The following is a 25,662-nucleotide window of genomic DNA, read 5'->3' as shown; positions in this document are numbered from 1 at the left end:
CGAGGCCCCGGACCTTACTGGCAGGTTAGTTTCAGCGGATCATGTTCAGCGCTTCTTGCAGCATCTTGTCGGCCGCGGTGACGATGCGGGTACCAGCCGCATAGGCCTGCTGCGTCACGATCAGCTTGGTAAATTCGTCCGAAATGTCGGTGTTTGAGGCTTCCAGCGCGCCGCCCAGAATGCCCTCGCCGGACAGATCGAGAATGGCTTCGCCGGATTCCGAGGTCGAAGAGAATACGCCGCCATCGAGCCGCTTGAGCTGGTTGATGGCGCTGAACTGCGCCGTCACCACCTGCGCCATATCGATACGCTCGCCGTTCGAATAGGTGGCAACCACACGACCGCTGTCATTGATGGCCACCGAGACGAACTCGCCCGCGCCATAGCCATTCTGGTTGAGCGTGGAGACGTTCACCGTGCCGTTGACGTCAGCGAACTGGGAAACGCCATTGGTCTCGTGCTTGAGCTCGACATCGCCAATGACCACGCCATTGATGGTCAAATTTGTCAGCGTGCTGCTCGTCACTCCAGGCGCCTCAAGGGAGCCGTCGGAGCCGAAGGTGTAGACTTCGCCGGTGCTGGTCCACATCGGCGACGCGCCGGTAGCCTTGCTGTCGGACATGTAGAACAGGTTCCATGTATCCTTGCCGCCCGCCGCGGCGCTGTCGACCTTGGCCCAGCGCATTTGTACGTTGGCGGGGGCGCCGTTTGCGGCGTAGACGGTGATGGCGCCACCGGCAACCGAGTTGGATTTGAACAGCGCGTCATTGCTCGCCGCAATCGTGGTGATGTCCGGACGGGTCGGCGCGATAGACGTGCTCGGATTGGTGAAGCCCAAGGCAGTCAGGGCCGCAGCCGATCCGCCGGTTACCCTGAATTGGGCATGGAAGTCATTGCCTAGATTGATGCTGAGAGCACCCGGCGAACCAGTCAGCACCACATTGGCGCTGGCTGCTGCGGGACCACCAGATGAGCGCAGCGCGGCCTGCATCTCGGCCCGTACCGTGCCGACGGTAGCCGCACCCGAAATATCGATGGCCTGGCGCCCCGTCGCGACGGTGCCATCGGTGGTGAACTCGAAGGTGACCGCGGTGCCATTGACCTCAAGGGTCATGAACTGACCATCCGCCAGAAGAGGCGTCGCGGTGGTGGCATCGGTCAGCGTGTTGACCGTACCATTCATCACCGAGGTGACCGAACCGCCAGCATAACCCGCATAGCTGTTTGGCTCGAGCAATTCGCTGTTATAGACGGTGGCGTTGTAATTGGTGGTCTTGGGCAGCTGCGGCAGGTTGGCCTGATAGGCGATGCGCTGCGTATTCTGCGCCGGCAGGAACGCGTTGGACAGACGGATCACTTCCGGCACCGAGCCCGAAATATTGCCCGTCGTCGTATCGATCGGCAGACCCTTGAGGTAATAGCCGGCGCCGTTGACGAGCATGCCGTCCTTGTCGATTTCGAAATCGCCGCGACGAGTATAGAAATTGGTGCCGGCAAACACCGAATTGCCGTCGGACTGGCCGACCTTGGGCTCAACCACAAAGAAGCCGCTTGAATTCAAAGCGATGAAGGTTTCGTTCGACACCGTCTTGATATCGCCCTGGATATCGTTGGTGCCGCGCGACTGGGCCAGCACGGCGCCAGGCACCTGGCGCTTGATCGGCGCATCGGGGATCAGATCGATGAAGTCGGTCTCGATACGCTTGTAACCCGTGGTCTGCGAGTTCGCGATGTTGCCCGAAATGTTTTCCAGCGCATGCGCCTGGGCCCGCAGACCCGTCACCGCACTGGAAAGCGCGCCATAGATACCCATCAATCACTCCCGAAAACTTTTTGCGCCTGGTTGCGCTTGGTCCACCGTTTAACTGCAAGTACAGTGCCAACTGCGTTGCCCCTTGATTGTGTTGGATAATCTGACGCCGAACTGACTGCGCGCCCATTGCAACAGGCAAAAGAGTCCGACATGGCGGCAGAAATTGCCGCCCGCTTGTGAACACGGGGCCATTGCCTTATTGGGAAAGGCCTGACGCCAGGGGCTTTTTATGCTGTTTCATTCCGCCGACGAGTTCATCAAGTCACCCCGCCGCGCCGTGACGGTGTTCGGCATGGCGGGCGTCGGCAAGACGCGCCTGTCGGCCATGCTGCGGGCGTCGAACTGGTTTCATTACTCGGCCGACTACCGCATCGGTACCCGCTATATGGGCGAGGCCATCGTCGACAATTTCAAGCGCGAAGCCATGAAGGTCCCCTTCCTGGCCGAACTGCTGCGCTCAGACTCGATCTACATTTCCTCGAACCTGACCTTCGAGAACCTCGATCCGCTGTCGAGCTATCTCGGCACGCCCGGCGATCCAGACAAACATGGCCTGCCGCTGGCCGAGTACCAGCGCCGCCAGGAGCAGCATCGCGTCGCCGAGATTGCCGCCCTGCAGGATGTGCCGCACTTCATCGAACGTGCCAAACAGCTCTATGGTTATGACAATTTCATCGCCGATACAGGCGGCTCGCTAATCGAAGTGGTCGACCCTGCCGATCCGCATGATCCGGTGATTGCTACACTGAGCGCCTCGACAGCCATGCTCTATATCCGCGGCACCGGCAAGGATGCGGCCGAACTGATCCGGCGCTACAAGAAAAGCCCCAAGCCGATGTACTATCCCCCCGGCTTTCTCATCGAGAAATGGGCCGAGTACAAGTTGATCCACGGCATTCATGCAGACAATGATGTCGATCCGGCCGGCTTTGGCGCCTGGGGCTTTGAGGCACTGCTGCATGATCGGCTGCCGCGCTACCAGGCGCTGGCCGACAATTTCGGCTATGTCGTGGAAGCATCGGACCTGGCCCTGGTCCGCGATGGCGACGAATTCATCGACCTGATGGCGGCGGCGATCGAGCAGCGAATGCGCTAGCGCGTTCTCCTGATGGAGGCGCGCACCGCTTGAATCGCTTCGTCATAATCGCCAGCTAAGAGGCTGCCATGCCTATCAGAATTCCCGACAACCTGCCTGCCCGCAAGACCCTCGAGGACGAGGGCGTCAATGTCATGGACTCAACGCGTGCCGCGCGCCAGGACATCCGCCCGCTCGAAATTGGCCTGCTCAACCTGATGCCCAACAAGGAGCGGACCGAAACCCAGTTCGCCCGGCTGATCGGCTCGACCCCGCTGCAGGTCGACCTCACTTTGGTGCGGGTGACCGATCACCAGTCCAAGAACACCTCGGAAGACTATCTCAACTCCTTCTACAGCACCTGGGAAGAGGTGCGCAGCCGCAAGTTTGACGGCTTCATCGTCACCGGCGCGCCCATTGCCCATATCCCGTTCGAAGAGATCAAATACTGGCCCGAAATGGTTGAGATCATGAACTGGACGCAGACCCATGTGCACCATACCATGTTCATCTGCTGGGGCGCGCAGGCGGCCTTGCATCATTTCCATGGTGCCCGGCGCTACCGCATGCCCAAAAAGGCCTTCGGCGTTTTCCGGCATCAGCTGACCGGCGACCGCTCTCCCTATCTGCGGGGTTTCTCCGACAGCCCGATGATCCCGGTGTCGCGCATCAATGATATCGATCGCGCCTCGCTCGGCCCGGATCTGGAAATCCTGATCGACAATCCGGACTTCGGCATCTGCATGGTGGACGATCCCAGGCACCGTGCCGTGCACATGCTCAATCATCTCGAATATGACAACCGCTCGCTGGTCGACGAGTATGAGCGCGACCTCAAGGCGGGCCTCGATACCGCGCCGCCCGCCAATCTGTTTCCCAATGGCGATACGACCGCAACACCGGAAAACCGCTGGCGCAGCCACGCCCATCTGCTGTTCCAGAACTGGATCAACCAGATCTACCAGACCACGCCCTATGACATGGCCGAGATCGGGAGCCCGGCAAAATAATCCGCTCGGGGCCCCGTCAGCGCGCGGGGCCCATTGAACCTTCTGCACAAATCCCTATCTTGCGGGTTCTTCGGGAGAGCCCTGCGTGCCCCAACCGCCAACCACCATCGCCGACGAATTGGGCATTGCCCTGTCCAATCTGGCCGATGCAGCGACGGGGGCCTTCACGCCCACCTTGCGCCTCGGCGTCACCGGGCTGAGCCGCGCCGGCAAGACCATCTTCATTACCGCTTTGGTGCATAATCTGCTGACGGGTGGCCGCATGCCCGGCTTCGCGCCCATGGCCGAAGGCCGCTTCATCGGCGCCCGGCTGGCCGACTATCCGGACGCGACCATTCCGCGCTTTGCCTATGAACAGCACCTGCAATCGCTGACCGGCAAACCTCCCGTCTGGCCCGAAGGCACCCGCCGCATCTCGCAGCTGCGCATTGTCCTCAAGTATCAGTCGAGGCACTGGTATGCCGGATTGCGCGGTCCCTCGACCCTCAACCTGGACATTGTGGATTACCCCGGCGAGTGGCTGCTCGACCTGCCCTTGCTGGGGCTCAGCTTTGCCGACTGGAGCGCCGAAGCCCTCGAGCGCGCCCGCCGGCCCGGATCGGGCAAGGAGGCGTTGCCCTTCCTCGAACTGATCGACACCATCGATCTGCGCAAGGAGGCCAGCGACCCCGACGCCGAGCGCCTCGCCATCGCCTTCACGGACTATCTGCGGCGCAGCCGCGAACACGGCGCCCTCTCCACCCTGCCCCCCGGCCGCTTCCTCCTGCCCGGCGATCTCGAGGGCTCGCCCGCGCTGACCTTCGCGCCGCTCCCCATGCCAGCGCAGCCGGTACGAAGCGGCAGCCTCTACGCCATGCTCGAACACCGCTTCGAGGCCTACAAGGCCCAGGTGGTGCGGCCCTTCTTCCGCGATCACTTCGCCCGGCTTGATCGCCAGATCGTCCTGGTGGATACGCTGCGGGCGCTCAATGCCGGTCCGGCGGCCGTGGCCGATCTCGAAACCGCCCTGACTTCGGTGCTGGCCTGCTTCCGCCAGGGCGAGACCAACCCGCTGCTGCGCCCCTTCGCCCGCCGCATTGACCGCATCCTGTTTGCCGCGACCAAGGCCGATCACGTCCACCACACCAGTCATGATCGCCTCGAGACCATACTCAACCGCCTGGTGGCCAATGCCAGCAAGCGCGCGCGCTTTGCCGGGACGCAGACGCGCTCGATCGCCCTGGCGGGCATTCGCGCCACCCGTGAAGGGACGATTTCCGAAGGCGGACAGACCCTCAACACCATCATCGGCACGCCGTTGCTGGGCGAAAGCCTGGATGGCACCAGCTATGACGGCAAGACCGAAATCGCCTTGTTTCCCGGGGACTTGCCCGATCGCCCCGATTCACTGTTTGAGGACGGCAACCCGGTGGCGCTGAACTTCCTGCGCTTTGCCCCGCCGCAAAAGCTTGATCGCAATGCCAGCGGCGACGTCGTGCTGCCCCATATCCGCTTTGACCGGGCGCTGGATTATCTGGTGGGAGACTGGCTCGCATGAAACGTCCCATTGCCCGCCCCACCGCACCCGTTCCCGACGATAGCGCCCTCGTCCGGGCGCCACGCGCCTTCGCCCCGGGCACAGTCGAGGTCAGCGATAGCCCGTTCGATGCGGCAGAGGACGAAACACTGATTGCGCCGCCGCCCAGGCGCATGGGCTGGCTCGGGCGCCTCGCCTGGACCAGCGGCGGCATTCTGGTGTCGGCCGGACTCGGCCTGGCCGCTGACCGCCTGATCCGCGACCTGTTCGCCGCCAATCCCTGGCTGGGTTGGCTCGGCCTGGGCGTGCTGGCCATATTTCTGCTGGCGGTGCTCGTGCTGGCAGCCCGCGAGGCCTTCGCGCTGCGTCGCCTCCGCGTCCTCGACGCCCTGCGCGCGGATGCGGCCCAGGCGACGGCCGATAATGACCAGCGCAAGGCCACCCAGGTCATCGACAGGCTCTGCGCCATCTATGCCGAGCATCCCGAACAGGCCCGCGCCCGCCAGACCGTGGCCGACCACCTGCCGCATCTGTTTGATGGCACGGAAATCATCGCCATGGCCGAGCGGACATTGATGACGCCACTCGATGCCCGGGCCAAGGCGCTCACGGCGGCCTCTGCCCGGCGTGTGGCCCTGGTCACCGCGGTATCGCCCCGGGCGCTGGTCGACATCGCCTTCGTCATCTATGAGAGCGTCCGGCTGGCGGGGGCAATTGCCGCGCTCTACGGCGCCCGCCCGGGCTTCTTCGGCTTCTGGCGGCTCACTGGAGCCGTACTGGCCCATCTGGCCGTCACCGGTGGTCTGGTGCTCACCGATGGCCTGGTGGAACAACTCGTCGGCCAGGGCCTCGCCGCCAAGCTGTCGGCGCGGCTGGGCGAAGGCGTGGTCAACGGTCTGATGACCGTCAGGGTCGGCATTGCCGCCATCCGGGTCGTTCGCCCGCTGCCTTTCCACACTCAGTCCCAGCCCGTGGTCCGCGACTTTATCCCGGAGCTGACCAAGCTGGCCGGCGACGCGGTGAAGTAGCACCAGACCGATCGACGTCGGTTCACGCCGCCTTGTGGCTCAGCTCGTGGCTCGTGGTAAAGCCTTCAAGCCTTGGCTTGGCAAAGTAGTAGCCCTGGATCAGCGCAATGCCGAGGCCGCGCAGCACGCTCAGCTCGGCTTCCGTCTCGACGCCCTCGGCGAGCAGGGTAATGCCCAGTTCACTGGCCAGCCCCGCCAGGGCCCGCACGATGGCCTGCTTGACCTTGGAGCTGTCGATGTCTCGCACCAGTTCCATATCGATCTTGATCAGATCGGTCTGAAAGCGCGCCAGCAGCGATAGCCCGGCATAGCCCGCGCCGAAGTCGTCAATGGCGGTGGTAAAACCCATCCGACGGTATTCCGCGACGATGTGATTGACATGCGCCGCATCGGCAATGTGCTCGTTTTCGGTGAACTCAAACATTAGGCGACTGGTATCGAACTGCGTACGCGCCGCCGCCGCCAGCGTCGCGCGGATGCAGGCAGACGGCTCATAGACCGCATTGGGCATGAAGTTGATGCTGAGCTTGGTGTGCTGATCGCCGATGGCTCTGCCGGCCAATTCGATGGCCTTGACCCGACACGCCTGATCGAAAGCATAGCGGTTCTGGTCGGTGACCTGGCTCAGCACCTGCAAGGCTCCCTCGCCTCCGGTGCCGCGCACCAGAGCTTCATAGCCCCAGATCGCGCCGGCCGTCACGTCGACAATGGGCTGAAAGGCCATGGTGAAGGGTATCGCAAAGGCGCTCGCATCGGTATTGCGGCAGCCCTCGCAACTCGTCGGTGTCGTCATTCCAAATCCTGGTAGCAATGATGATGGTTCTGACGCTGCTGCCATCTTGCCGAACGATTTCTAACAAACCGTCTACCAAATCTGTACTAAATCGTGCCATTACCTGCCCGCTGACCGGCCGGCAGGTTTGACCGTTATGCCGCGACGGTCTCTGCCGGTGGCTGCCACACCAGAAACCGCAGCGCTGCCAACGTCAGCACAGCGCCCATGATCGACAGCGTCACCCCGTCGCCATAACCGGGCTTTAACACCATGTCCGCGATGATCACCCCCATCAGCACCAGATCAAAGCGTCCCCTGTGCAGCAGGGCCGCGCTCATGGCGCGGACACGCGGGCTGTCAGGCCCTTCGATCTCGGCCAGTTCGGCTATCCGGTCGCTGCCGGGTTTGATCACCACCATGCCAAGACCGATGCTGACGGCAATGCCGGCCAGCGCCAGCAGGATCCAGAGGTCGCCAAAGCTCCATGACATGATGGTCAGCACGATGCCAAGCAGCAGCGTCAGCAGGGCTGCGGGCACAAACACCAGATTGCCCAGCCGCGCCACAACGGCAGAGAATCCGCCATAGACCGGGCCCGGCGCCCGTTGCGCCACTTCCGAGGCAACCATGAATACAAAGCCGCCGCCAACCCAGACGGTCGCCGTCAGCACATGCAGAAATTTGATGATCAGATAGATGTCCATGCCATCCCCCAAGCAAACGCCCGGTCATCATTGGACCAGGCGAAGTTGGGCGCGGCTTTTACACCTGCGACAATTTGTCATCAAGCAAAATCAGCGTGCTCAGTCCTTGGAGGAACTGGGGGCCAGCGTCACCTTCATGCCGTCCAAGGCCTCCGACAGCAGGATCTGGCAGCTCAGGCGCGAGTTCGGCTTCTTGTCGAGTGTGGAATAGAGCAGGTCTTCCTCGTCCTCGCTGGGCGGGGGCAGCTTGTCGAACCAGCCGTCCTCGACATAGACATGGCAGGTGGCGCAGGAGCATGCACCGCCGCACTCCGCCTTGACGTTGAGGCCCCAGTCGCGGATCACCTCCATGGTGCGCCAGCCATCGAGGCCCTCCAGTTCATGCGCCTCGCCGGCCTGATCGGTCACCACGATTTTCATCAGGCCACGCCCAGCTTCTTCTGCAGCTTGGTCGAGCTGGTCGTGTACTGGAACACCACGCGTTCGCCCGGCGAGACGATCGCCTTGGCCGCCTGGGCCATCAGCGCCGCCTCGTGGAAGCCGCTGAGGATCAGCTTGAGCTTGCCCGGATAGGAGTTGATATCGCCAATGGCGAAGATGCCCGGGATCGAGGTCTGGAACTTCTCGGTGTCCACCACGATGGTATTGTCGTTGAGCTCAAGGCCCCAGTCGGCCACGGGACCCAGCTTCATCGTCAACCCGAAGAACGGCAGCAGCCGCGTTGCCGGCACTGACAGGTCGCCGGCATCGGTGGTCAGGTGCACATGGTTGATCTGTCCGTCCGCGCCGTCGAGCTTGGCAATCTGGCCGGTCAGGAAGTTGATCTTGCCCTCGCCCACCAGCGCCTGCATCTTGTTGACCGAAGCCGGCGCAGCCTTGAACACGGCGCGGCGATGCACCAGCGTCAGCGAGCGCGCGATGGGCTGCAGGTTCAGCGTCCAGTCGAGTGCCGAGTCGCCGCCGCCCACGATCACCACGTCCTGGCCGCGGAAATCGTCCATCTTGCGGACCGAGTAAAAAACCGACTGGTTCTCGAACGCCTCGATGCCCTCGACGGGCGGACGCTTGGGCTGGAACGAGCCGCCACCGGCGGCGATCACCACCACCTTGGCATGGAAGATCTCGTCGGCATCGGTGGCCAGCTTGAACGAGCCGTCCGCCTGCCTATCGATGGAATTGACCATGCGGTTGAAGTGGAACTCAGGCGCAAACGGCGCGATCTGCGCCATCAGATTATCGGTCAGGTGCTGCCCGGTCACTACCGGGAAACCCGGAATGTCGTAGATCGGCTTTTCTGGATAGAGTTCGGCGCACTGCCCGCCGGGACGGTCCAGGATGTCGATGAAGTGGCATTTGAGATCGAGCAGGCCGAGCTCGAACGCGGCAAACAGCCCGCAGGGGCCGGCGCCGATGACGACGACATCGGTGGTGATTTCAGTGCTCATTGATCTCAAGTCCAGTTGGAGGGCCACCGCCCTCGATCATTGCGGAAAGTGCGACAGGCGACATAACCTGACGCTGCGCTTCACCTATATCAGGAGGCGCGGCGAAGGAAGGGGCGGGTGCCGACGGGCACTTCAGTGGTGCCGGTTGGCTGGTAGAAGATCGCCACTTCGGGCAGCCGGTTTTCCAGCAGGGCCGCGCGCGTCGGCTCATGCGTGACGACCAGCGCATTGATGCCGCAGCGCCGCATCAGCGGAATCTGGTCCTGCAACACGTCACCAACGGCGCGGATTTCATTGGCATACTGGTAACGTTCAGTCAGCATCCGGGCTGAGGAATAGCCGCGACCATCGGTGAAGGCGGGAAAGGCGATCGCAATGGAGGCAAAGCGGCCCAGGTCGGCGGCAAGGTCCTCGATCCGGTCGCCCGGTGATACCAGCAGGCCCAGTGGATGCGGATTGGCCAGGATGGCGTCCCGATTGGACAGAAAGACCGGCACGGGCACATGCACATAGCTGGCCGTTGCCGGCGTGCTCTCTTCGGTCCAGGCGTGGAACGGATCGGCAATGAAGGCGCCGTCTTTCCAGAGGGTGTGTCGATTGGCGGCTGTCATGGGCGAGGCAATCGCTCCGTTGAAATCGAAATGGATGCCGCACTCTTTCTTGTTGAGGCCGCGCCAGCGTCCGGCGCGCGGATCCTCGCCGTCGGCAACCACCGAGGTGCAGGGCGCGCAACCGATCGACTTGTAGCCCTTAGCGAACAGGGGATGTTCGGGCAAGCCGTGCTCAATCTTGTACTGGTTGACGTCGGCATCGGTAAAGTAGGCCAAAGGGTTGACCTTGATGCGGTCGTCGCTGGTCAGCTCGAAATGCGGCAACACACCGCGTTCCTTGGTCTGGAAGCGTTTCCGTCCGGTAACCCAGCCGGCATATTGCTCGGTAACGGGCTCCAGCGGCTCGGTCTTGCGGATGTGGCAGCAGCTGTCCGGATCGGTCTCCCACAGCGTGCCGGCCGGATCAAAACGCTTGATGTCGGCTGCATTGGGGTGGATGGCGTGCACATTGAGCAGGCCCAAATGGCTCCTCAACGTCTCGACATAATCGAGCGTTTCGGCAAAGTGCTTACCGGTCTCGAGAAAATAGACCGGCAGGCTGGGATCCACTTGCGCCACCAGGTGCAGCAGCACCGCCGAATCCGCGCCAAAGGATGACACGATGGCCAGATCGCCCGGCAATACGTCGGTAGCGGCCTGCCGCAGCACGCCCACCGCATCCATTTCGTCGAACATGCCATTGAGCGCCAGGATGCCCAGCGCCTTGAGCTTGTCGTGCACCGCGGGCACGTGGGCCAGTTTAGGCTGCGCCATAAAGGGCCTCCTTGAACGGGGCTTCACCGAGCCGGCGATAGGCTTGGATGAAGGTCTCGTCGGCGCTTTGACGCCGGGCAATATAGGTGTCGACCAGCGTTTCGATGGCACCAGGCACGGCGTCGGCCTCAAAGCCGGGTCCGATGATCTTGCCCACCGACGCGTGCTCGGTGGCATCGCCCCCCAGCGTGATCTGGTAGAGTTCGCCGCCCTTCTTCTCGACGCCCAGAATGCCGATATGGCCGACATGGTGGTGGCCGCAGGCATTGATGCAGCCGGAAATCTTGATCTTGAGATCGCCGATTTCCTTCTGCCGTTCCGGCGCGGCAAAACGGTGCGTGATTTCCTGCGCGATCGGGATCGAGCGGGCATTGGCCAAAGCGCAGAAGTCGAGGCCCGGGCAGCAGATCATGTCGGTGATCAACCCGGCATTACCGTCAGCCAGCTTGGCCGCCACCAGGGCATCATAGACTGCCCGCAGATCAGCCACCGCCACATGCGGCAGCACCAGGTTCTGCTCATGGGTCACGCGCAACTCGTCAAACGAATAGCGCTCTGCCAGGTCGGCCGCCACATCCATCTGCACATCGGTAGCGTCGCCGGGGGCGCCGCCAATGGGCTTGAGCGAAATGGTCACCGAGGCATAACCGGCCTCGCGATGGGCATTGATATTGTTGTCGAGCCAGCGGCCATAGGCCGGGTCGATGATCGACTCATAGGCGACATCGACCTTGCTGCCGCCGCGATCGGCAAAGGCCGGCGGCGCGAAATAGGCGGTGATGCGATCGAGCTCCTGCTGCGGCAGCGTCAGCGCCCCGCCCCGCACTTCGGCGAACTCGGCCTCGACCTGGCCCTTGATGGTCTCAAGACCCTCTTCATGCACCAGGATCTTGATGCGCGCCTTGTACTTGTTGTCGCGCCGACCATAGCGGTTGTAGACCCGCATGATGCTCTCGAGATAGGCGAGCAGGTGCGCGTTCGGCACGAAGCTGTTGATCAGCTTGCCGATCATCGGCGTGCGGCCGAGGCCACCACCGACCCAGACTTCCCAGCCGGTTTCCCCGGCCCCGTTGACGGCAGCCTGCAGGCCGATGTCGTGGAAACGGATGGCAGCCCGGTCATTGGGCGAGCCGGTCATGGCGATCTTGAACTTGCGCGGCAGATAGGTGAATTCGGGGTGCAGGCTCGACCACTGCCGGATGACCTCGGCCACCGGGCGTGGATCGATGATCTCGTCGGCGGCAGCGCCGGCGAACTGGTCCGTCGTGGTATTGCGGATGCAATTGCCCGAGGTCTGGATGGCATGCATCTCGACGCTGGCCAATTCGTCGAGAATTGCGGGAATATCCTTCAGTTTGGGCCAGTTGAACTGGATGTTCTGCCGCGTGGTAAAGTGGCCATAGCCCCGGTCATAGACGCGAGCGATATGGGCCAGCTTGCGCATCTGCCGGCTGGACAATGTCCCGTAAGGGACGGCAATCCGCAGCATATAGGCGTGCAGCTGCAGGTAGAGCCCGTTCATCAGCCGCAGCGGGCGAAACTGCTCTTCGCTCAGCTCGCCCGACAGCCGCCGGTTGACCTGGTCGGCAAACTGCGCCGTGCGGCCCGCGACGAAGGCCGCGTCAAATTCGTCATATCGATACATGACCGTCCTCACCCAGATGCTGGCGGTCATAGATCGCGCCGTTCAATGTCAAAGGCGCGGTCGGACCGGCTGCCCGAATGCGTTCGCGCAGCCGCTTGGGGACGATAAGCCCTTGATCGACCGTGACTTCCTCAATTTCGAGACTGATCACCCGGCCGGTGCCCTTGGTCGCCGCCAGGGCGGCGTCGCGCTCGGCAACCTCCTCCTTGGTGAAGACTCGCGCAGCCTGCAGGTTTTCGACCCAGGCGCCTGATTTATCGAGATAAACCGTTCCTCCCGAGGTCAGTTCATTACCGGTCAGAATGTCCATGCCGTTACGCTACCTTGAAGTTCTGGGCGGCGATCTGCGCCGCATTGGCCCAATCGCCGGCGGCGACCGCTTCGCCCACAAAGATGATTGCCGGACCGTCGGCAAGCGTCACATCCCATTCGATCAGGGATGACAGATTGCCCGAATATGTTGTCATCTGGGGGCGCCCGGCATTGACCACAATGCCCACCGGCGTGGACGGCCGCGCGCCATGCGCCACCAGCCGCGCAGCCACTTCGGAGGCGATGGATTTACCCATATAGAGCGCCAGGGTCAGCCCGGATTGCGCCAAAGCCGCCCAATGGGCCAGCTCGCTGTCCTCGGCGCCATGCGCCGTGGCCATGATGAAGCCGCTCGACACCTTGCGCAGGGTGACCGGTGTCGCCGTATCGGCCGCCGCTGCCATGGCCGCGCTGACGCCGGGCACGATCTGGTACTGTATGCCGGCCTTGCGCAAAGCGGATATCTCTTCGCCGGCCCGGCCGAAGATCATTGGGTCACCCGATTTGAGCCGCGCCACCTTCTTGCCCTCGCGCGCCAGTCGCACGATCAGCGTATTGATCTGTGCCTGACTGAAGGAGTGGTGGCCCTTGGCCTTGCCGACCGAAATCTGTTCGGCATCGCGGCGGCCCATCTGCACCACGACATCGGGCACCAGCTGATCATGCACGATCACATCGGCCTGCTGCAGCAGGCGCTGGGCCCGCAGGGTCAACAGGTCTTCCGAGCCCGGCCCGGCACCAATCAGCCAGACCACGCCGGCAGTGTCGGTCGCCGACAGGTGCTGCTCGAGCAGCACTTCGGCCTCGTAGCGGCCGGCGATCGGGCTGGCGGCAACGGCCGCTTCCACCTGCGGCGAGGTCACCAGCGCCTCGTAGAAGCGGCGGCGGGCGGGGCCGGTATGAATGAGGCTTTCGACGCGCTGGCGCAATCCGCCGGCCAGCCGGGCAATCTTGCCAAAGCCGGGCGGCAGCATGGCCTCGATGCGCGCCCGCACCAGCCGCGCCAGCACGGGGGCATCGCCTTCGCTGGAAATCGCCACCGTCAGCGGCGCACGATCAACGATCGATGGGGTATAGAAATCGCATTCCGCCGGGACATCGACCACATTGAGCGGGATATTGCGGGCGCGGGCCGCGGCCTTGGCCCGCTCGGCGTCCTCCCCCTCTTCGGCGACAAAGACCAGCGCCACGCCGTCTAGGTCGGACGCCGCGAAGGGCCGTTCGTGGACTTGCACGTCAAAGGTGGAAAAATCGGCCTCGATATGACGGGCAATAATCACGACCTGCGCAGTCGTCTTAGTTACCAATCGGACCTTGTTCAGGGCTTCCTCGCCACCGCCGACAATGGCGATACGCAGACCTCGAACCTTGAAGCTCAACGGAAATGTGTTGAGATGACCCATTGGAACCCTGTTGTGACCGTCCACCAAAATAGGCGATACGCGGCCTCTCCAGCAAGGCGTTGATAGTCAATCGCTTCTATATTTCCCTCAGCGGGCACAGCGTGGAATGCGGCCTTTGCCAAAGGCGCACCGCCGCCAAAAGAATCTGCGCACGGGGTCGAGCGAGCAATTTTTGCTCGCGCCCCGCCGCTGGCTAAAATGGTCAGATCAGCCCTGGCGGGACGGAACGTGTACCACCAGGCCATCGAGCGCATCCTTGACCTTGATCTGGCAGCTCAACCGGCTCGTCGCCTTCACGTCAAAGGCAAAGTCCAGCATGTCCTCTTCCATCATCGAGGGGCCGCCCACGGCTTCCGTCCAGGCGTCGTCGACATAGACATGGCAGGTGGCGCAGGTGCAGGCGCCGCCGCATTCGGCCACGATGCCGGGAACAGCGTTCATGATGGCGGTTTCCATCACGGTGGAGCCGGCCTGGGCTTCGGTCTCGATACGCTCGCCATCGGACTGCACAAAGTTGATCTTGGTCATGGGTCTCACGGGGATTGGCTTTGTCAGCCGATATAGGGGATCGGAGCGGGTTTAGAAACCCGCAGCCGGCTCACAGCGGTCCTGCATCCCGCGCGCCCAACAGGCCCTCGAGATAATGCTGTTCGATACCGAACAGGGTCTTGATCGCCGCGATCTGCTTGAGGATCGCCGCGCGATCGCGCCCGACCCGGTCATCCTTTTCGGCGACGATCAGGTTGTTCTTGGGCGTATGCGCGTCGGAGACGAACTCGAACACCTTGGTGCGATAGCCGTTGAGCTCGAGCAGCAAAGCACGCAGCCCGTCGGTGACCATTTCGGCCTGCTTTTCGAGGAACGTGCCGTGGCGCAGCAGGAAATCGAGCTGACCATCGGGATGTCCGGCTTCCATCTGCCGGCGGATCTGCTTGTGGCAGCAGGGCGCCACCGCGATCAGCGCCGCGCCGGCACTGATGCCCTTGAAGATCGCGTCATCGGTGGCAGTGTCACAGGCATGCAGCGCAATCACCGCATCAGCGCCGGTAGCGTCGAAATCGAGAATGCTGCCGGTCTGGAAGCTCAGCCCGTCAAAACCAGAGGCCTGTGCCGTAGCATTGCCGTCGGCCACCAGTTGCTCGCGCATCTCTACGCCGACAACACCCACCGGCCGCTTGGCGACCGTGGAAAGGTAGTCATAGAGGGCAAAATCGAGATAGCCCTTGCCCGCGCCCATGTCCACGATCAGCGGCTGTTCCGCCTTAAGCGCTTGAATCAGCGGCGCAAAGATTTCGACCATCTTGTTGATCTGGCGGAACTTGTCCTGCGCATCACTGCGCACCACGCCATCCTTGCCGGCAATGCCGAGCGCCTTGAGCCAGGGCTTGTCGCTGCCATTGAGCGGCCGGTGCTTGGCGCGGTTGTGTTCGGTCGAGGGCGCTTCGCGGCCTTCCACCTCGGTACGCTTGAGGCGAATCTTGAGACCATTGCGCTCCAGCACCATGTCAAAGCCGGTCGTCGCCAGCTGCGCCATGCTGAACTCATCCTTGAGCCCGGTGCGCAGCAAAGCCAGCGCCTCGGGCTGGATGAAGTTCTTGATGATGTCGCGCGTCTTGTAGCGATAGGTGAAGGAGAACCGGTCGCCGCCCTTGACGGTGATCTTCTTGATCTCGATGCCCTTGAGGTCCGGCTCCGCCCCGTGATAGCCGCCCAGCTTCAGCCGCACCAGCGAACCGGCGATGAACGCCGTCTTGGTGGCGTTGAGCAGTTCTTCGATGCGATCGGGAGCGGGGACGGTCAATGGCGTTCCTTGGTGGTCAAAAAGCGGATCTTGGGAAAGTCCTGCTTGGCCCGGTCGGCCCACCAGGCATTCTGCGCCAGAAACACCGGTGCCCCGGTGCGGTCCTCGGCCATGTTGATCTTCTGGGCGGTGATGAACTTGGCGAGTTCGGCCGGCTCATCGCTCTCCACCCAGCGCGCCACTTCGTAATTGAGGCTTTCAAAGGTGATCGGCACGCCATATTCGCCGGCAACGCGAGAGCTCAGCACTTCGAGCTGCAGCTGGCCGACCACGCCGACGATCCAGTCGGCGCCCACCATGCGGCGGAACACCTGGGTCACGCCCTCTTCGGAAAGGTCCGACAGCGCCTTGGCCATCTGCTTTGTCTTCATGTGATCGGTCAGCCGCACGCGGCGGATGATTTCCGGCGCAAAGTTCGGGATACCGGTCACATTGATATTGGCGCCTTCGGTCAGCGTATCGCCGACCGACAGCGTGCCGTGATTGGGAATGCCGACAATGTCGCCGGCCACAGCCTGTTCGGCCAGTTCGCGGTCATTGCCGAAAAAGAACATCGGATTGGAGACTGCCATATCCTTGCCCGAGCGAACATTCTTGAGCCGCATGCCGCGGGTGAAGGTGCCCGAGCACAGGCGCACGAAGGCAATGCGGTCGCGGTGATTGGCGTCCATATTCGCCTGCACCTTGAAGACGAAGCCGACGACCTTTTTCTCGCTCGGATCGATCGGCGCCGGAATGGCCGGCTGCGGCCGTGGCTCGGGGCCCCATTCCCCTAGCGTGCGCAGCAGTTCGGCGACGCCGATGCCCTTGAGCGCAGAACCGAACAGCACCGGGCTGAGATGGCCGGCATGGAACGTTTCGAGATCGAAAGCCGGCAGCATGGCCGTCGCCATTTCCAGACTCTCCAGCGCCGTCATGAACACCGGATCGTCGACCAGCGCCTCGTTGTCGAGCAGGTCCTCGATCGCTTCATATTCAGCGATGGGCTTGCCCTGCGGGTTGAGTACGCGCTTTTCCAGGAGGTCAAGATAGCCGCGGAAGTCCACGCCCTGCCCGATCGGCCACAGCACGGGGGTGAGGTCGAGCGCCAGCTTGCCCTGGATCTCGTCGATCAGCTCGAGCGGCGACAGGCCCTCGCGGTCCACCTTGTTGATGAAGGTAATGATGGGAATGTCGCGCAGGCGGCACACTTCGAACAGCTTGAGGGTTTGCGCCTCGATGCCCTTGGCGGCATCGATCACCATGATGGCGGCGTCCACCGCCGTCAGCGTGCGATAGGTGTCCTCGGAAAAATCCGAGTGGCCTGGCGTATCGAGCAGGTTCAGCGTCAGTCCGTCATAGTCGAAGGTCATCACCGAGGAGGTGATGGAAATGCCGCGCTTCTGCTCCATTTCCATCCAGTCCGACCGCGTCGAGCGCACGCCGGCCTTGCCGCGCACCGCGCCGGCCGTCTGGATCGCTCCGGCTGCCGCCAGCAACCGCTCGGTCAGCGTGGTCTTGCCGGCGTCCGGATGCGAGATGATCGCAAAGGTACGGCGGGTACGGAAAGGTTCGGCAAGGGACCGGGGCGCAGCCTCGGCGGCACTGGATAGGGACATGGATCTGCTGGACTGTTGGGCCGCTGCATCGGCGCGGCAAGTTGGCCGCTATATAGGCGATGGTGCGGAGAGGGTCAAACTGGGCGATGGGCGGGGCTACCGGCATGGGGCGGTGTATCTTGCCATGATACACCGTTATTGCGTTTTTGTATCATGGTGTGATACACATCATGCAGTGGAGCCCTGGCCGTGATAGTCTCTTTCAAAGACAAGACGACCGAGGCCATCAGCGCGGGGAAACCGCCCAGGAACTTTCCCGCAGAGTTGATGCGTGCTGCACAGCGCAAACTGTTCATGATGCACAGTGCCAACCAATTGCGAGACCTGATGTCGCCGCCGGGAAACCGGCTGGAGGCCCTAAAGGGAGACCGCGCCGGACAGCATGCCATCCGCATAAACAGCCAATGGCGCGTCTGTTTCACCTGGAGAGAAGACGGCGCCCATGACGTTGAGATCGTTGACTATCATTGAATCCCGGACCTCCGGATCTGCCCAAGGAGAGACCCATGGCCATCACGAATATTGCGGTGTTCCACCCCGGCGAAATCCTGCGTGAGGAATATCTCGTGCCATTGGGCATGTCGGCCGGCGCGCTGGCCCGGAAACTGCATGTGCCGCGCACGCGCATCGAACGTCTGGTCAAGCAGACCCAGCCTGTGACGGCGGACACGGCATTGCGACTGGCGAAGTTCTTCGACACCACGCCGCATTACTGGCTAAATATGCAGGTGGCCTACGATTTGGGCCAGCAGGGCGCGGCGCTGGCCGACGAGCTTGGCCAGATCGAGGTCATGGCCGCCTAAGCCGGTCCGTTGTCCAGCAGGCGGGCGATGAAGGCGCGGGCTTCTTCGACGGCCAGGCCCAGATCGTCGATGCGTTCGGGTGCCAGCGGGCGGCCGGCCTGCAGTTCGGTTTCGGCGGCCCGGGCCAGGTTGGCGATGGCGAAGGCCCCTACCCCGTCGGAGGCACCTTTGATCGAATGGATGTTGATCGTCAGGTCGTCATAGCTGGCGGCCAGCTGCAGCCGGCTGAAATAGGTCTTGAGCGTGGTGTCGTAGAGCCGCAGGATTTCGTGTTCGAGATGGGCGTCGCCCATGCACTGCTTGGCCAGGTGCACCAGGTCGATCGGGCGCTCCGGCCGGGTCGGCGCAAGGCTCTCGGTCTGGTCTACGGCGGCTGAGGTCTGCGCCATGCTGGTCGCTCCGTTACACACGGCTACGCGTCCGACAGGGACAATGCCGCAGGCGCCAGCCTAATATGGCCAGGTGAACACCTGATTAAGCCACATCTTCGCCTTGCTTTGCCATTCCTGATGGCCCGGCGCTTCCCCAGAAAATTAACCTATGGGTAAGATTCCGTTCGGTTTGGTTCAAATTGAATGTATTAATGGGCTTTAAACCAGCGCGCGGCGGCGAGGGTTGCGGGCAATCGGTGGCTTTTGCATCGAATTGTTCCGGTTTGACCACGGCCCCTTCAACGGGTCGGGGACATACTTCTCCTTAAGTCCGCCTTGTAGCTGCCAAGCCGACGCGAGAGTTGTAAAGAGTATGGCGAAGAACCCGACCCCCACGAACGATCCCGCCGCGCTGGCATTCTCGGCCGTCGAAGATGCCCTCAAGGAATCGGTGTTCAATATGGACAACGCCGCCCAGCAGGCCAGTGAACGCAAGGTGACCGATGCCGGTCGCAGCGAGCGGCTCCGCGCGGCCGACAAGATCGCCCAGCAGGCCGGTGCCGTCGCCAATGACGATCGCTTCCCGACCTCAAAAATTCTCTACAGCCTGCACAATCGCTCCTCCTCCGCGCCGATCTGGATCGCCGTGCTGGTCTCCATCCTCTGGCTGGCCATTTCCGGCGCCGGCGGCTGGCTGCGCTATGGCAGCCAGCTGAACAACCTGCCCGGCTTTGTCGGCACCATCGATTTCATCGGCCTGGCCGCCATCATGGTCGTGCCGGTACTGGCCTTTTTCGGGATTGCCACGCTGTTCCGCCGCGCCCAGGACCTGCGCAACGCCGCCTCCTCGATCACCCAGGCCGCCATGCGGCTGGCCGAGCCCGAAGTGACCGCCGCCGACAAGGTCGCCTCGGTCGGCCAGGCCGTGCGCCGCGAGGTCAATGCCCTGGGCGACGGCCTGGAACGCGCACTGTCGCGTGCCGGCGAGCTCGAAGTGATGATCCACAACGAGGTCACCGCGCTCGAGCGCACCTATTCGGACAATGAATCGCGCATGCGGGCGCTGATCGCCGAACTGGCCAGCCAGCGCGAAAGCGTGCTCACCAATACCGACCGAGTGCGCGAGGCCATCACCGAGAGCCACACCGGCCTGGTCTTTGACCTCGACATGATCAGCCAGCGCATTTCCGGCACCATAGTGGAAAGCGGTGGCAACCTGACCCGCGCGCTCGAAACCGCCGGCAATACGCTGACCAGTGCCTTTGGCGAGCGCACCGAGAACCTGGTGTCGCTGGTGGACAACCGCACCACCGACTTCATCTCCGCGCTCGACCAGAGCACCGGCCGCCTGTCGCTGACCTTTGAGGACCAGACGGCCAATATGGCCCGCACGCTCGACGAGCGCGCCGACCACCTGACCGCCGGCGTCGACAGCCGCATCAATGCCCTGACCGAGGCCCTCGATGGCCGCGCCGGCCAGATCGGCGATACCATCGACCAGCGCACCCGCCTGATCGAGGAACGCACCGCCACCTTCAGCACCGCCTTTGAAGACCGCAGCATGACCATTGCCGGTCTGATCGAATCCGGCACCGACCGCCTGTCCACTGCCTTTGACGAGCGCACCACCACGCTCTCCAACCTGCTCACCGAGGGCGGCACGGCGCTGCTCAACCAGTTGCAGGACCGCGGCCACGAGGTGACCGGCGGGCTCGACATGATCGGCCAGCGCATTGCCGAGGATATCTCCTCCCGCTCGCGCGAGGCCGAGGTGCTGCTCAGCGCCCTCACCCGCCAGCTCGATGAATCGGTGTCCATCCAGCTCAATGCCATGGACAGCCGCATGCAGTCGGCCGTCATCGAGATCAACGGCGCGCTGGACGACACCTCCGAACGCGCCCGCATCACGCTGGCTTCGGCCGGCCAGGATACGCTCAGCCAGTTCGATACCAAGCTCAGCGAGATCACCAGCATTCTCGACGCAAGGCTCAGCGCCCTCGATGGCGTGGTCGGCGACAAGGGCGACAACCTGATCGCCCGCCTCGAGCAGCAGGGCACCAGCTTTGCCGCCCGCGCCAATGTGCTCGAAATGGCGCTGAACGAGGAATCCGGCCGCTTCAATGACGTCGTCAGCGAACGCACCCGCGAAATGAACGAAGTGCTCGGCGCCCGCACCAAGGCGCTGACCGAGACCCTGAGCAACCGCAGCCGCGAGATCACAGAATCGCTCGAAGGCCATGCCGGCGTCATTGCCGAGGCGCTCGACGACCGCACCAAGGCGCTCGATACCATCCTGGCCACCCGCACCGGCGAGCTGGGCAGCACCATGCAGACCCATGCCGAGCAGCTCGACCAGACGCTCGACGCCCGGGCCCGCGATTTCGGTGAGACCATCCGTGTGCGCAGCCAGGAACTGGGCGACGCGCTCAGCGGCAGCACCAGCGCCTTCGACCAGGTGATCGCCGGCCGCACGCAGCGCCTGGCAGACACCCTGTCGGAAAAGACCATCGCCATGACGCTCGAGATCGACTCGCGCTTCGGCCATGTCGCCAACCAGCTCGAAGAGCGCACCACCAGCCTCGTCGAGCAGCTCGGCACCAGCACGGCGACCCTGTCGGGCGAACTCGATACCCGCAGCGTCGAACTGCGCGCCACCCTCGACGGCGGCACGCAGCAACTGGCCCAGGCGGTCAATACCCGCACCCAGCAGTTGTCCGAAGCCCTCAACGCCCGCACCGAGGCCCTGGGCGACACCCTGGCCACACACACCGCCTCGATCAGCGAAACCATCGGCATGCGGACCAGCGAGCTGGCCGATACCATCACCCAGCAGGGTCACGAGGCGCGCGCCAAGATCGACCTGACGCTGCGCGATGCGACCAATACCATGAGCGAGCACGTCAACTCGATGTCCGAGATGATCGTCACCAAGGTGTCGGAAGTGAACGTGCATCTCGGCGAGGGCCTCGACAGCGCCATCGCCCGCATGACCGATGCCGAGCACGGTGTCAGCGCCCGCATTGAATCAGCCTCGCTGACCGTGGGCGAAAGCGCCCGCAAGGCGGCCGACCTGATCGAGAGCGGCGTCAACTCCGCCCGCCAGGCCATTACCGACATGGTCGATTCCCGCCTGGGCACCCTGCCCGAGGCGATCACCGCCCGTGCCGACATCACCGCCGATCGCCTCTCGGCCCTCAATGCCTCGATCAACACCTCGATCACGCAGTCCATGGCCGACCTCGAAGCCGGCGCCGACCGCATCGAGGAAACCATTGCCACCCGCATCACCGCGGCCACCCAGAATATTGCAACCGATATCAGCAACACAGCCAACCACATGGATGGCGCCGTGCGTGCCGCGCTCGACCAGATCCGCGTGGCGGCCACCGAGGTCGACCAGTTGCTCAGCATCAAGGCCGTGGGCGCCGTCGACCAGATCGAAAGCCGCCTGAGCAACATCAACCGCTCGGTCGAAGAGCACACCAGCACCTTCGCCGACCTGGTCACCGTCAAGTCCGAAGAGCTGCAGACCGCGCTCAACAGCCATGGCAACCTGCTGCGCAACGCCCTGGGCGAGAACGCCAGGGAAGCCGAGTCCATCATGGCGGTCTCAACCTCGCGCATCCTCACCGATGTTACCGCCGCACTGGGCAAGCTCAACGACTCCAACCTGCTGCTGCAGCGGGTGCTCGACGCTTCGACGGCCAATCTGGCCAACCTCGAAACCAGTGTCGCCCAGCAGACCTCGACCTATTCGGCCACCGTGCGCGAGGCCATCGGCCAGACCGAACAGGCCGGCTCCATGGTCAGCCAGCATGTCGGTGCCCTGCAGAACACCATTCGCGGCATGGTCGACGAGTTCTCCTCGATCCTGGGCAAGCTCGACGCCGAGACCACCAACATGTCCCAGGCCACCAATGCTCTGGCCATCACCAGCGACCAGGCCATCGGCAATCTGGAAGAACGCCGCGGCGCCATGGATTCGCTGGCCCAGAGCTTTGCTGCCCGCGCCGACGATATCGACGGCCGCATGCGCCTGTTCGCCCAGTCGATCGCCGACACCGTCAACGATACCGAACGCCGCCTGATCGGCGCCCGCCGCGCCATGGACGAGGCCCTGTCGGCCACCAGCAATACCGTGGCCGAGACGCTCGAACAGACCACCGGCACCATCACCGAGGCCATCCGCAGCTCGACCAGCAGCGTCAGCGACGCGCTCTACACCTCCAATGAGCGCTTCAACTCCTCGCTCTCGAGCAATGCCGCGCAGATGGACAATGTGGTGCGCCGCGCCGCCGATGCCGCCGCGGCTGCCCTCGAAGAAAACGCCCACCGCATCAGCGACGTGCTGGCCTCGACTGCCGGCAATGTCACCGACGTGCTCAACGCCACCAGCGGCACGCTGGCCGAGACGCTCAACGATAGCTCCTCCTCGGTCAGCCAGGCCATCAGCCTCAATACCAGCCAGTTCCGCCAGGCGCTGGACGAAACCGCCGGCCAGGTCACCGAACGCCTCGGCCAGTTCCGCGGCACTGCCGATGCCGAAGGCCGCCGCGCCAGCGCCGCCCTGCAGGCAGCCCAGCAGCAGATGATCGTGGAAATGCAGCGCGCCATCGAAGAAGCCACCCAGCGCTTCAACGATACCGCCCAGGCCATGCGTGAAACCGCTCGTGAAGTCGGCAGCGAGCTCGAAGCCACCCGTGCCGAACTGGCCCGCGGCGTCAACGAGCTGCCCGAGGAAACCCGCGCCAGCGCCGCTGCCATGCGCCGCGTCGTGGCCGAGCAGATCGAGGCGCTGAGCGAACTCAACGCCATCGTGCGCAGCCAGCCGGCTACCCACGACGTCAACGACCGCCGCGGCACCCCGCCGCGCCTGACCGCCCGGCCCGAGCCCCGCCAGGAGACACGTCCCGAACCGCGCCAGGAACCCCGCCGCGAGACGCCGGTCTATCAGCCGCAGCGCCAGCCCGAGCCGGCCCGCGACAGCTACCGCGCAGAACCGGCCCGGCAGACCCTGGCTGACCCGATCCGCAGCCTCGAGCGGGCGCCCGAGCCCATGGACCTCCCCGAGCCACCGCTGCGTCAGCCGCAGCCTGTGCGTCAGGCCGCACCGGTCGCCGCAGCCCCGGAAGCCGCGCCTGATGAAGGCGGCTGGCTGCGCGACGTGCTGCGCAATGCCACGGCCAAGCAGCAGAGCACCCAGCAGGCCCAGCCAGGCCTGTCCGGGCTGAGCGAAGAGATCGCCCAGGCGATCGACGATGCGGCTCTGGCCGATGCCTGGGCCCGCTACCAGGCCGGTGAATCCAATGTGTTCTCGCGCCGGATCTATACCCTGGCCGGCCAGGGCACCTATGACGACGTGCGCAAGAAGCTGCAACGCGACCCCGAATTCGCCCGTACGGCAACGGCCTATATGAGCGAGTTCGAACAGCTGCTGAAGCGCGCCGCTTCGGGCGCCCGCCCCGCCGCCGAGACCCGCGAGCACCTGCTCTCCGATCGCGGCAAGGTCTATACCACCCTGGCCCATGCCAGCGGCCGCCTCGCCTGAGACAGTCAGGCAGCCAAGACAAATCGAAGGGCTCCGGGAAACCGGGGCCCTTTTTCATGGACGGCAGGAGAGCCTCATGGAGGAATTTGGCGCCGCCGCGCCTGCGCACGCGCCAGGGGCAACGGCCAGGACGGCAGCACCATTGGATCATGGCGGCGACCCTTTTTGCGGGCGGGGACAGGGTGGCGGGTGACCATTGGTCGGCCGTCGATCGATGCCGGCTTAGCCAGACCGCCCGGGCGCCCTGCCCGGTTCAGCCGTCCTTGGTCGGCTGCAACTGCAGCGAGCCCCAGATACAGACAGCGCCGACAAAGGCGACCAGCGCGGCGATCAGATAGGCCTGGTCGCCCAGCAGGCCGATTACCCAGCCAAAGCCGATCAGCGCGATGACCGACATCACCTGCTGCGCCACGGTGAACAGGCTCTGCGTCTCGGCGGCGATGTCCTCGCTGGTCCAGTTGGCGATGAAGTGCACGCAGCCTAGGTAGCCGATGGCAAAGGTGATGCCATGGGTCAGCTGCAGCGCCACCAGCACCGGCACCGGTGGCGCAAAGGCCATGGCGATCCAGCGCAGCACCGACACGCCTGCCGAGATCAGGATCATGTGGCGCGCCGACAGGCGACCGCCGAAGCGGCGCCAGAGGAACATCATGCCCGCCTCCGAGGCGGAGCCCAGTGCAATCAGCGGTCCGATGACGTCTTCCGAAATCCCCTGCTGCTTCCACAGCAGCGCGCCGAAGCCGTTGAGAAAAATATGCGTGCCGAACACCATGGAAAAGCCGACCAGCGGCAGGAAGAACCAGGGCTGCACGATGATCTCGGCCAGCTTGCTGGCGGCCGGCAGCGTGGCCGCGATGGTAACCTGGCCGGGCGGCGCCCGGAAGGCCGGCAGCTGCAGCGCCACGCCGGCGCGCAGCATCGCCAACCCGACAAACAGCGGCACGAAGATCGCCGAGCCGAACCAGACCACGAGAAACCCCGTCAGCACATTGAACAGCATGTAGCCCACGGTGCCCCAGGCGCGGATGGTGCCGAAATCGCTGCCATTGCGGCGCGTCATGCGCATGGCCGCGGCATCGAGCACCGGACCGATGGCGCCACCCGGCAAGCTGCACAGGGTCCAGAACAGCAGGATACCCCAGAATTCATTGACGAAGAGCAGGCCGACCGGGACGATGCCGCCGATCAGCGCGCCGATCACGATCACCTGGCGCCAGTCGCTGGCCTTGTCGGCCAGCCTCCCCACGACCAGGTTGAGCAGCAGGATGATGAGCACCGGCACGGCATTGATCAGGCCGATCTGCTCGGTGCTGATGCCCTTTTCGCTCAGCCAGATCGGCAGGAACACCACGGCGGCGCCCGGCCCCATGAAATAGGTGAAATAAAACGCCGTGGTGCGCTGTTCGGGGGTCAGGCGCGCCGGGGGCGGGGTGAGCGACATGGGGGTAACT

General features: G+C 63.8%; 21 protein-coding genes. 7 read left to right on the top strand and 14 right to left on the bottom strand.

The window, feature by feature from the left end; all coding sequences use genetic code 11:
- Positions 1-31 precede the first annotated feature (31 nt).
- A complete protein-coding gene (locus AC4NN3_RS09085) occupies positions 32-1,813 on the bottom strand; it encodes a flagellar hook protein FlgE (RefSeq protein ID WP_491926774.1) in 1,782 nt (593 codons plus the stop codon).
- 229 nt (positions 1,814-2,042) lie between these two features.
- Between AC4NN3_RS09085 and AC4NN3_RS09080 the strand changes: the two genes are divergently transcribed.
- The 4 genes from AC4NN3_RS09080 (at position 2,043) to AC4NN3_RS09065 (ending at position 6,442) form a co-directional block, all read left to right on the top strand.
- Positions 2,043-2,909, top strand: coding sequence for an ATPase (locus AC4NN3_RS09080; RefSeq protein ID WP_491926773.1), 867 nt, complete (start codon positions 2,043-2,045; stop codon positions 2,907-2,909).
- A 68-nt stretch (positions 2,910-2,977) separates the two neighbouring features.
- The gene (locus AC4NN3_RS09075; protein ID WP_491926772.1) at positions 2,978-3,898 is read left to right on the top strand and encodes a homoserine O-succinyltransferase; all 921 of its coding nucleotides are present in this window, start codon (positions 2,978-2,980) and stop codon (positions 3,896-3,898) included.
- A gap of 85 nt (positions 3,899-3,983) precedes the next feature.
- Positions 3,984-5,435: a YcjX family GTP-binding protein gene (locus AC4NN3_RS09070; protein WP_491926771.1), complete on the top strand. Its 1,452-nt coding sequence runs from the start codon at positions 3,984-3,986 to the stop codon at positions 5,433-5,435.
- Positions 5,432-6,442: a YcjF family protein gene (locus AC4NN3_RS09065; RefSeq protein ID WP_491926770.1), complete on the top strand. Its 1,011-nt coding sequence runs from the start codon at positions 5,432-5,434 to the stop codon at positions 6,440-6,442. Before AC4NN3_RS09070 ends, AC4NN3_RS09065 begins: the two co-directional genes overlap by 4 nt.
- Before the next feature lie 22 nt (positions 6,443-6,464).
- Here the strand turns inward: AC4NN3_RS09065 and AC4NN3_RS09060 are convergent, their stop codons facing one another.
- The 11 genes from AC4NN3_RS09060 to AC4NN3_RS09010 all read right to left on the bottom strand — a co-directional run bounded on the left by AC4NN3_RS09060 (position 6,465) and on the right by AC4NN3_RS09010 (position 17,489).
- Positions 6,465-7,235, bottom strand: a complete 771-nt coding sequence (locus AC4NN3_RS09060) for an EAL domain-containing protein (protein ID WP_491926769.1) — start codon at positions 7,233-7,235, stop codon at positions 6,465-6,467.
- A gap of 134 nt (positions 7,236-7,369) precedes the next feature.
- Positions 7,370-7,921 (bottom strand): DUF2269 family protein, encoded by a 552-nt coding sequence (locus tag AC4NN3_RS09055; protein WP_491926768.1) that lies wholly within the window; start codon positions 7,919-7,921, stop codon positions 7,370-7,372.
- Positions 7,922-8,020: 99 nt separating this feature from the next.
- On the bottom strand, positions 8,021-8,341 hold the full coding sequence (locus AC4NN3_RS09050; protein WP_491926767.1) for a 2Fe-2S iron-sulfur cluster-binding protein: 321 nt from the start codon (positions 8,339-8,341) through the stop codon (positions 8,021-8,023).
- Positions 8,341-9,366, bottom strand: a complete 1,026-nt coding sequence (locus AC4NN3_RS09045; RefSeq protein ID WP_491926766.1) for an NAD(P)/FAD-dependent oxidoreductase — start codon at positions 9,364-9,366, stop codon at positions 8,341-8,343. The genes AC4NN3_RS09050 and AC4NN3_RS09045 overlap by 1 nt, the downstream gene beginning before the upstream one ends.
- An 89-nt stretch (positions 9,367-9,455) precedes the next feature.
- Entirely contained in the window at positions 9,456-10,730 is a 1,275-nt protein-coding gene (locus tag AC4NN3_RS09040; protein ID WP_491926765.1) for a phosphoadenylyl-sulfate reductase, read from the bottom strand.
- Complete coding sequence (locus AC4NN3_RS09035) at positions 10,717-12,375, bottom strand: nitrite/sulfite reductase (protein ID WP_491926764.1); 1,659 nt, start codon at positions 12,373-12,375, stop codon at positions 10,717-10,719. The genes AC4NN3_RS09040 and AC4NN3_RS09035 overlap by 14 nt, the downstream gene beginning before the upstream one ends.
- Positions 12,362-12,685: a DUF2849 domain-containing protein gene (locus AC4NN3_RS09030; protein WP_491926763.1), complete on the bottom strand. Its 324-nt coding sequence runs from the start codon at positions 12,683-12,685 to the stop codon at positions 12,362-12,364. The genes AC4NN3_RS09035 and AC4NN3_RS09030 overlap by 14 nt, the downstream gene beginning before the upstream one ends.
- 4 nt (positions 12,686-12,689) lie before the next feature.
- A complete protein-coding gene (cysG, locus tag AC4NN3_RS09025) occupies positions 12,690-14,090 on the bottom strand; it encodes a siroheme synthase CysG (RefSeq protein WP_491926762.1) in 1,401 nt (466 codons plus the stop codon).
- 207 nt (positions 14,091-14,297) lie between these two features.
- A complete protein-coding gene (locus AC4NN3_RS09020) occupies positions 14,298-14,618 on the bottom strand; it encodes a 2Fe-2S iron-sulfur cluster-binding protein (RefSeq protein ID WP_491926761.1) in 321 nt (106 codons plus the stop codon).
- Positions 14,619-14,688: 70 nt separating this feature from the next.
- Positions 14,689-15,891: a class I SAM-dependent methyltransferase gene (locus AC4NN3_RS09015; protein ID WP_491926760.1), complete on the bottom strand. Its 1,203-nt coding sequence runs from the start codon at positions 15,889-15,891 to the stop codon at positions 14,689-14,691.
- Positions 15,888-17,489 (bottom strand): peptide chain release factor 3, encoded by a 1,602-nt coding sequence (locus tag AC4NN3_RS09010; RefSeq protein WP_491926759.1) that lies wholly within the window; start codon positions 17,487-17,489, stop codon positions 15,888-15,890. Before AC4NN3_RS09010 ends, AC4NN3_RS09015 begins: the two co-directional genes overlap by 4 nt.
- Before the next feature lie 189 nt (positions 17,490-17,678).
- On the opposite strand from AC4NN3_RS09010, the gene AC4NN3_RS09005 reads away from it, so the two are divergent.
- Together AC4NN3_RS09005 and AC4NN3_RS09000 are read left to right on the top strand one after the other, a co-directional pair.
- Positions 17,679-17,960, top strand: coding sequence for a type II toxin-antitoxin system RelE/ParE family toxin (locus AC4NN3_RS09005; RefSeq protein ID WP_491926758.1), 282 nt, complete (start codon positions 17,679-17,681; stop codon positions 17,958-17,960).
- Between the two features lie 35 nt (positions 17,961-17,995).
- On the top strand, positions 17,996-18,292 hold the full coding sequence (locus tag AC4NN3_RS09000) for a HigA family addiction module antitoxin (RefSeq protein WP_491926757.1): 297 nt from the start codon (positions 17,996-17,998) through the stop codon (positions 18,290-18,292).
- Here the strand turns inward: AC4NN3_RS09000 and AC4NN3_RS08995 are convergent.
- Positions 18,289-18,681: an Hpt domain-containing protein gene (locus tag AC4NN3_RS08995; RefSeq protein ID WP_491926756.1), complete on the bottom strand. Its 393-nt coding sequence runs from the start codon at positions 18,679-18,681 to the stop codon at positions 18,289-18,291. The genes AC4NN3_RS09000 and AC4NN3_RS08995 overlap by 4 nt on opposite strands.
- Before the next feature lie 355 nt (positions 18,682-19,036).
- On the opposite strand from AC4NN3_RS08995, the gene AC4NN3_RS08990 reads away from it, so the two are divergent.
- Entirely contained in the window at positions 19,037-24,211 is a 5,175-nt protein-coding gene (locus AC4NN3_RS08990) for an apolipoprotein A-IV repeat region-like domain-containing protein (RefSeq protein WP_491926755.1), read from the top strand.
- Positions 24,212-24,464: 253 nt separating this feature from the next.
- On the opposite strand, the gene AC4NN3_RS08985 is transcribed toward AC4NN3_RS08990, so the two are convergent.
- Positions 24,465-25,652, bottom strand: a complete 1,188-nt coding sequence (locus AC4NN3_RS08985; RefSeq protein WP_491926754.1) for an MFS transporter — start codon at positions 25,650-25,652, stop codon at positions 24,465-24,467.
- Between the last annotated feature and the right edge of the window lie 10 nt (positions 25,653-25,662).

This window comes from Devosia sp. MDV22-iso42 (assembly GCF_058629155.1).
Note: the sequence above shows the minus strand (reverse complement) of the source record. Positions and strands in the feature narration are given on the sequence as shown.